The sequence below is a fragment of the Humidesulfovibrio sp. genome, assembly GCF_035560995.1.
Lineage (GTDB): Bacteria > Desulfobacterota > Desulfovibrionia > Desulfovibrionales > Desulfovibrionaceae > Humidesulfovibrio.
Genome location: NZ_DATMYK010000090.1, coordinates 1 through 6,026, shown reverse-complemented (window position 1 = coordinate 6,026; position 6,026 = coordinate 1). Strand labels below are relative to the sequence as shown.

6 protein-coding genes are annotated in these 6,026 nt (G+C 65.1%); 5 read left to right on the top strand and 1 reads right to left on the bottom strand.

Going from position 1 to position 6,026, the window contains the following annotated elements:
• The first annotated feature begins 94 nt into the window (after nt 1-94).
• The 5 genes from VN419_RS03415 (at nt 95) to VN419_RS03395 (ending at nt 5,028) form a co-directional block, all read left to right on the top strand.
• Nucleotides 95-481, top strand: a complete 387-nt coding sequence (locus VN419_RS03415; RefSeq protein ID WP_325644458.1) for a response regulator — start codon at nt 95-97, stop codon at nt 479-481.
• Between the two features lie 94 nt (nt 482-575).
• The gene (locus VN419_RS03410; RefSeq protein WP_325644456.1) at nt 576-1,835 is read left to right on the top strand and encodes a sulfite exporter TauE/SafE family protein; all 1,260 of its coding nucleotides are present in this window, start codon (nt 576-578) and stop codon (nt 1,833-1,835) included.
• A gap of 1 nt (nt 1,836) precedes the next feature.
• A complete protein-coding gene (locus tag VN419_RS03405) occupies nt 1,837-2,562 on the top strand; it encodes a hypothetical protein (RefSeq protein WP_325644454.1) in 726 nt (241 codons plus the stop codon).
• A gap of 112 nt (nt 2,563-2,674) precedes the next feature.
• A complete protein-coding gene (locus VN419_RS03400; protein ID WP_325644460.1) occupies nt 2,675-4,798 on the top strand; it encodes a PEP/pyruvate-binding domain-containing protein in 2,124 nt (707 codons plus the stop codon).
• A 5-nt stretch (nt 4,799-4,803) separates the two neighbouring features.
• Nucleotides 4,804-5,028, top strand: a complete 225-nt coding sequence (locus VN419_RS03395; protein WP_325644452.1) for a DUF4911 domain-containing protein — start codon at nt 4,804-4,806, stop codon at nt 5,026-5,028.
• A 41-nt stretch (nt 5,029-5,069) separates the two neighbouring features.
• Here the strand turns inward: VN419_RS03395 and VN419_RS03390 are convergent, their stop codons facing one another.
• Nucleotides 5,070-5,735 (bottom strand): flavodoxin family protein, encoded by a 666-nt coding sequence (locus VN419_RS03390; RefSeq protein ID WP_325644450.1) that lies wholly within the window; start codon nt 5,733-5,735, stop codon nt 5,070-5,072.
• Between the last annotated feature and the right edge of the window lie 291 nt (nt 5,736-6,026).

The window sequence follows — 6,026 nt, the reverse complement described above, 5'->3', positions numbered from 1 at the left end:
TGGAGAAGGCGTCCGACATCGGAGCGCTGAAGGCGGCGGTACAGGCCCTGGCGGCACAACTGGGCGCGGGCGCGCAGCACACACAGGAGAGGGCATGAAGGTTCTTTTGGTCGACGACGAGCAGGACTTCCGCGAAACCCTGGCTAAGCGCCTGGGCCGCCGCGGCATCGAGTCCGAAAACGTCGGCAGCGCGGCAGAGGCCCTGGCCTGGTTGAAGCAGAACGCCCAGGTGGACGCTGTGGTGCTTGATGTGAAGATGCCCGGCATGGACGGCATCGAGGCGCTGAAGCACATCGCCGCCAGCCACCCCGGCGTGGCGGTGCTCATGCTTTCGGGTCACGCGCATGTGGAGACGGCCATGAAGGGCCTGGAGCTCGGCGCGTTCGACTATCTCATGAAGCCCGTAGACATCGAGGAGCTGGTGTTCAAGCTCCAGGATGCCTGCGAGCACAAGGCGCTCAAGGGGGGCAAGCCCGCGTAAGGGCGGCCCTTGTTGGAATATGGACACGAACCGGAGCCGGGTTTCGGGCCGGTTTCCGGGTGCACGTAAACACTTTTACACGGAGGGGAGATTGATGGGCTTCGGGAGAGACGTCTTTGAATTCCTCAAGCAGGCGAGCATCGCGCACGCCAAGTGGGACATGGAAATGTCCCTGTCCATTGTCAAAAGCAGGAAAAAACTCGCCATCCTCGGCCTGATGGTCCTGCCCATCCTGCTTATCAACTTCGCCTTCGCGTCCGACATGATCGGCGGCAAGACCGCGTATGCCCCGGCCTTCTACACCAACACCATTTTCGTCGTGTCCATCTTCGTGGGCTTGGCGGCCGGCCTCATCACCGGCTGCATCGGCGCGGGCGGCGGCTTCATCATCACCCCGGCGCTGATGGCCGCGGGCGTCAAGGGCATCCTGGCCGTCGGCACCGACCTGTTCCACATCTTCGCCAAGGCCATCATGGGCACGGCGGTGCACAAGAAGCTGGGCAACGTCTCCACCAAGCTGGCCATCGCCTTCCTGGTGGGCTCCGGCGGAGGCACCATCATCGGCGGCTGGATCAACAAGACCCTGTATGACACCGACCCCCTGCTTTCCGAAATGTTCATCAGCTCCATCTACGCGGTGCTGCTGGGCTTCTTGGGCTTCTACGCTTTGTTCGACTTCCTTTCCGCCAGCAAGAAGGGCGAGACCGGCTCCGGCCATGACGCCCACGGCGGCGGTTCCAGCGGCACCACCGGCCTGGCCACCGCCATGCAGAACCTGAAAATCGCCCCCATGATCACCTTCGACGAGGACTTCGTGCCCGGCGGCAAGAAGATCTCCGGCTGGATCGTCGCCGCGGGCGGCGTGGTCGTCGGCATCCTGGCGGCCATCATGGGCGTGGGCGGCGGCTTCATCACCTTCCCCATGTTCGTGTACATCTTCGGCGTGTCCTCCATGACCACCGTCGGCACCGACATCCTGCAGATCATCTTCACCGCCGGCTTCGCCGCCGTCGGCCAGTACGCCATTTACGGCTACGTGTTCTACACCCTGGCCATGGGCATGCTCATCGGCTCGCTCCTGGGCATCCAGGTGGGCGCGCTCACCACCAAGGTGGTCAAGGGCATCCACATCCGCGGCTTCTACGCCATCAGCATCATCGCGGGCTTCATCAACCGCATCTCGGTGCTGCCCAAGAAGCTTGTGGAACTGGAAATGATCAAGTTGGACATGAGTCTGTGCAACCAGATCGAATTCGTCGGCAACATCGTGTTCTGGGTTGTTGTCGCCTTCTTCGGTTTCTGGATCTTCAGCAAGTTCTTCGGCAACATCGGCAAGCTGCGCCAGGAGGCCTAGGATGCTTATCGTCAACAAATCGCTCTTCAGAAAAGGCCTGATGCTCATGGCCTCGTTCCTGTGCATCTTCGCTTCGCTCTTCATGCCCATCTGGGGCGGCCACGGCAACGGCCTGGACGCCGCGGACAACATGTTCAACCGCCTGTCCAAGGGCTCCAGCTACTTCATCCCCGGGGTGAAGAAGCAGGCCTTGGAGCTTGAGGGCAAGAGCGTCACCATCACCGCCAAGGTGAAGGACGCCAAGCTGGCCGCCCGCGCCGTGGAGAACCTGACCAAGGCCGGCGCCACCGCCGAGTTCAAGGACGACGCCGTCACCTACACCGGCGACCTGGGCAAGATCCTCGGCGCCGCCCTGCAGGATGCCGACGATCTGTTCAACGACCACGGCCAGGCTGTGCTTGAGCGCTACGCCGTGACCGACAAGGACGCGGAGAAGACCGTGGTCAAGGCCTGGTGGAGCGTTCTCGACCCCTCCATCAAGGAACTGCAGAAGCAGAAGCTCATCCAGGAAGCCAAGGTTGTGGGCCAGGTGAACAAGCGCGGCCTGGAGCCCGGCTACAACTTCTACGGCATCAAGAGCGAGAAGGTTCTGGACAACGTGCTGCCCCTGGTGGGCCTCCTGGTGTTCTACGTCATCTACACCATGTGGTACGGCTACGCCATTTTCGACATGTTCGGCGGCATCGGCCTGGGCATGAGCAAACCCAAGATCAAGAAGGAAGCGTAGGCTTCCGCCTCTCACACGCATGTGCGCCCCCGGTGGTACCGCCGCCGGGGGCGTTTGCTTTTTCTTCCCGCCGCCGCTATTACTTAGATTCAGGAGGCTGCCTGTGGCCGGGATGCTCGACACGATTTTATCATTCTTCGGCCGGGCCCAGCCGCGCCCCGTGGCCGACACCGGCGAAGTGGAGCGCATCGGCGCGGAGTTCCGCCGCCGCCACACCAATTTCCGCCTGCTTTTGACCGCGGGCAAACGCCTCTTGTCCACCCTGGCCGATATGGAACGCGCCAAAACCGATGGCCGCGTCTTCGGCATGACCTTTCTGCGCGCGGGCACAACAGCCCTCATCGTAAACGCCTTCCGCATGATCAAGCACCTGGAGGCCCTGGCCCCGCAAAGCGCGGCCAACCTCAAGCCCTGCTTCCAGGCCATCTCCGCCCAGGTGGAGGAGGTGCTGGGCCGCAGACGTCCGCCCGCCTGCGGGCAGCTCGTGGCCGACATCGCCACCCTGGATGCGGCCCAGGCCGACCTCATGGGCGCGCGTCTGGCCGAGCTGGGCGAGGTCAAAAACCGCCTGGGCCTGCCCGTGCCGGACGGCTTCGTCATCGGAGCCTGCGCGTATGAGTTGTTCGCCTCCCAGCCGGGCCTGCGCGAGGAAATGGCCCGGCGCATCCAGAGCCTGTACGACGCTGGCTCCCAGAACGCGGACGATGACGCGGACGGCGGCCACCTCGGCGGCCACGTGCCCGCCATCTACGGAGCGGACGACGCCGCGCTCAAGGCCATGAGCCGCGAGATCCAGGCCCTCATCCTGGCCGCGCCCCTGCCGGACGAACTGGCCGCAGCCATCAGCAGCGCCTGCGACGCCCTCATGTCTTCCTGCGGGGGCACGCACCTGTGCGTGTTGCCCGTCAGCCTGGGCGAGGCCCAGGGCTTCACCGGCTCGTACCCGGCGCAGTACAGCGTGCCCTGCGGCGACGCCGCAGACGCCTACCGCCGCGCCGTGGCGGGCAAATATTCCGCCCAGGCCATGGCCCGCAGGCTTTCACGCGGCATCCCGGATATCGACGTTACCCTGTGCGTGGGCATGCTGGCCGTGCCGGAATCGGCCATACGCGGCACCTGCAACACGTCCGACCCGGCAGCCTCGGCCCTGGCCGCCGGGCTGGAGCCCGAGGACGCCCCGCGCCTGGCCGAGCTGGCCGGCAAGCTGGAGCAGGGCCTGGGCGCGCCCGCGCGCTTCGAGTGGCTGCAAGGCCCGGACGGCGCCTTCAGCATCCTGCGCTGCGGACCGGAGCCCGCGCCCGACGTGCTGGACGGGGCCGACGTGGCCGACGGGACCGCAGTGGTCGCCGTGCGGCACTCGCACATGGAAGGCACGCCCGTGCACACACGCCTGTGCGAGCTTTTGGAGCTGCTCTCGCCCCTTACCCTGCCCCCGCCGGAGGATGCGGGCTTCCGCGCCAGCAACTGCCACACCCTGCGCGACGTGGCGCGCATCGCCCACCAGCGCGGGGTGGACGCCATGTTCGACTTCGGCCGCAGCCAGCAGGACTTTTCCGAGCGCCAGGCCAAGCAGCTCTGGGCCGGTGGCGCGGCCATGCAGTGGTGGATCATCAACCTGGAGGACGCCTTCAAGGGCGCGCCCGAGGGCAAGTTCATCCGGCTGGAGAACATCGAGTCGCCGCCGTTTCTGGCCGTATGGGAGGGCATCAGCGCCTTTCCCTGGGCCGGGCCGCCGCCTGTGGACGCGCGCGGCTTCCTCTCCATCATGTACGAATCGACCACCAACCCGGAAATCTCCATCACCGGGGATTTCGACTTCGGGGTGCAGAACCACATCCTGCTTTCCAAGGCCTACGTGTCCCTGTCCTCGCGCTTCGGCTACCATTTCGTGACCATTGAGGCCCTTGTGGGCGAACGCGCGCGGGAGAACTTCGTCAGCTTCCAGTTCCGGGGCGGCGCGGCCGAGATGACCCGCCGCGCCCGGCGCATCGCCTTCGTGTCCGGCCTGCTCACCGAATTCGATTTCAGCCTGGAGATCAAGGAAGACGCGCTCATCGCCCGTGTGGAGGGTCTGGCCACGGCGGAGCTCATGGACAGGCTGCGGGTGCTCGGCTACCTCATCATCCACACGCGCCAGCTGGACATGATCATGCGCATACCGGAGCAGGTGCGCCTGCACCGCGAAAAGATCCTGCGCGAAATAGGCGTCATGCTCGCCAGAAAGGAACAGGCCTAAGCCCCATGCGCTCCGAGACCCTCTACCTGCGCCTGCCGCGCGCCCATGTGGCCATTTTCCGCTTCCTCCTGGAAGCGCATGAAGGTCTGGCCATGTTCACCTCACTGGGCGCCGACGCGCTGAACCGCGAGGTGCTGTGCCTGCGTTTCGCCCCCGGCGCGCGCACGCAGGTGCGGCGCTTTCTGGCCGACGCCCAGACCGACTGCGCCACAGAACTGCTGGCGGGCTAAGCCGCCCGGCCGGCCGCGCGGACGTCCCTCTGTCCAGCGATCTATACGGCGGCCTGTCCGGTCGCCTGTTCCGCCAGCCGCGCCCCAAGCTGACGCGCACGCGCGCATTCCTGCGGAAATACCTCAGCCCGGCGCTTGGCCTTGGCCTCGGCGTCCCAAACGCTGGCCTCATACTTGGAATAGTCGCTGAACTGCAAGGTATCGGTGCACAAAAACAGCTCGCAGGAGCCGAACACCCGCTGCATGACGCCCTGCGTGGCCGCCGTGCTGCGATCCTGGCCAATCTCGGCCATGCGCTCCTCGGGCACGTTCATGGTGTACACCAGGGCCGTGGGCAGAGCGCGCGGGAACAGGCTGCGGTAGCCCGGCGTGTAGCTGCAATAGGGAAACAGCAGCCGCTCCAGAAACGAGCGCATCTCGCCCGTCTCGGTGTAAAAGTACACGGGCGAGCCCAGGATCAGGGCGTCGGCCTCCGCCGCGCGCCGCAGCACGGGGCTGAGGCCGTCCTTCATGGCGCAGCGGCCGTAGCTCTTGCCGCCGAGCTTTTTGCAGGCGAAACAACTGGTGCACCCCTTGTAGTCCAGCTCATACAGGTGCACCAACTCGGTCTGCGCCCCGTGCTCCGCAGCGCCTTGCAGGGCGTGCTCCAGCAGGGTGGCGGTGTTCCATTTCTTGCGCGGGCTGCCGTTGATGGCCAGGATGTTCATTGGGCACCTCATGTTGTTTGAGAGTTTCACTCCCTTCTACTCTCCGGGATGGAGGCGGGCAATGCCGCCGCACGCGCGCGCCGCGTTTCAAACGTTGTTGCGCAGATGTGCCCCGCTACGCAGGGCATTCTGCACATAAAGCCTGCACTTTTGTGCATCCATGTGCACATGCAAAAGCAGAGACGGGCCGCCGCCCCTCTTGAGCAACACCCAACCCACTGATTATTCGACATTAACATCACTTGGCACGCGGCATGCTCATAAGAGAGCAGATTGTGCGAAGCGCGGGTC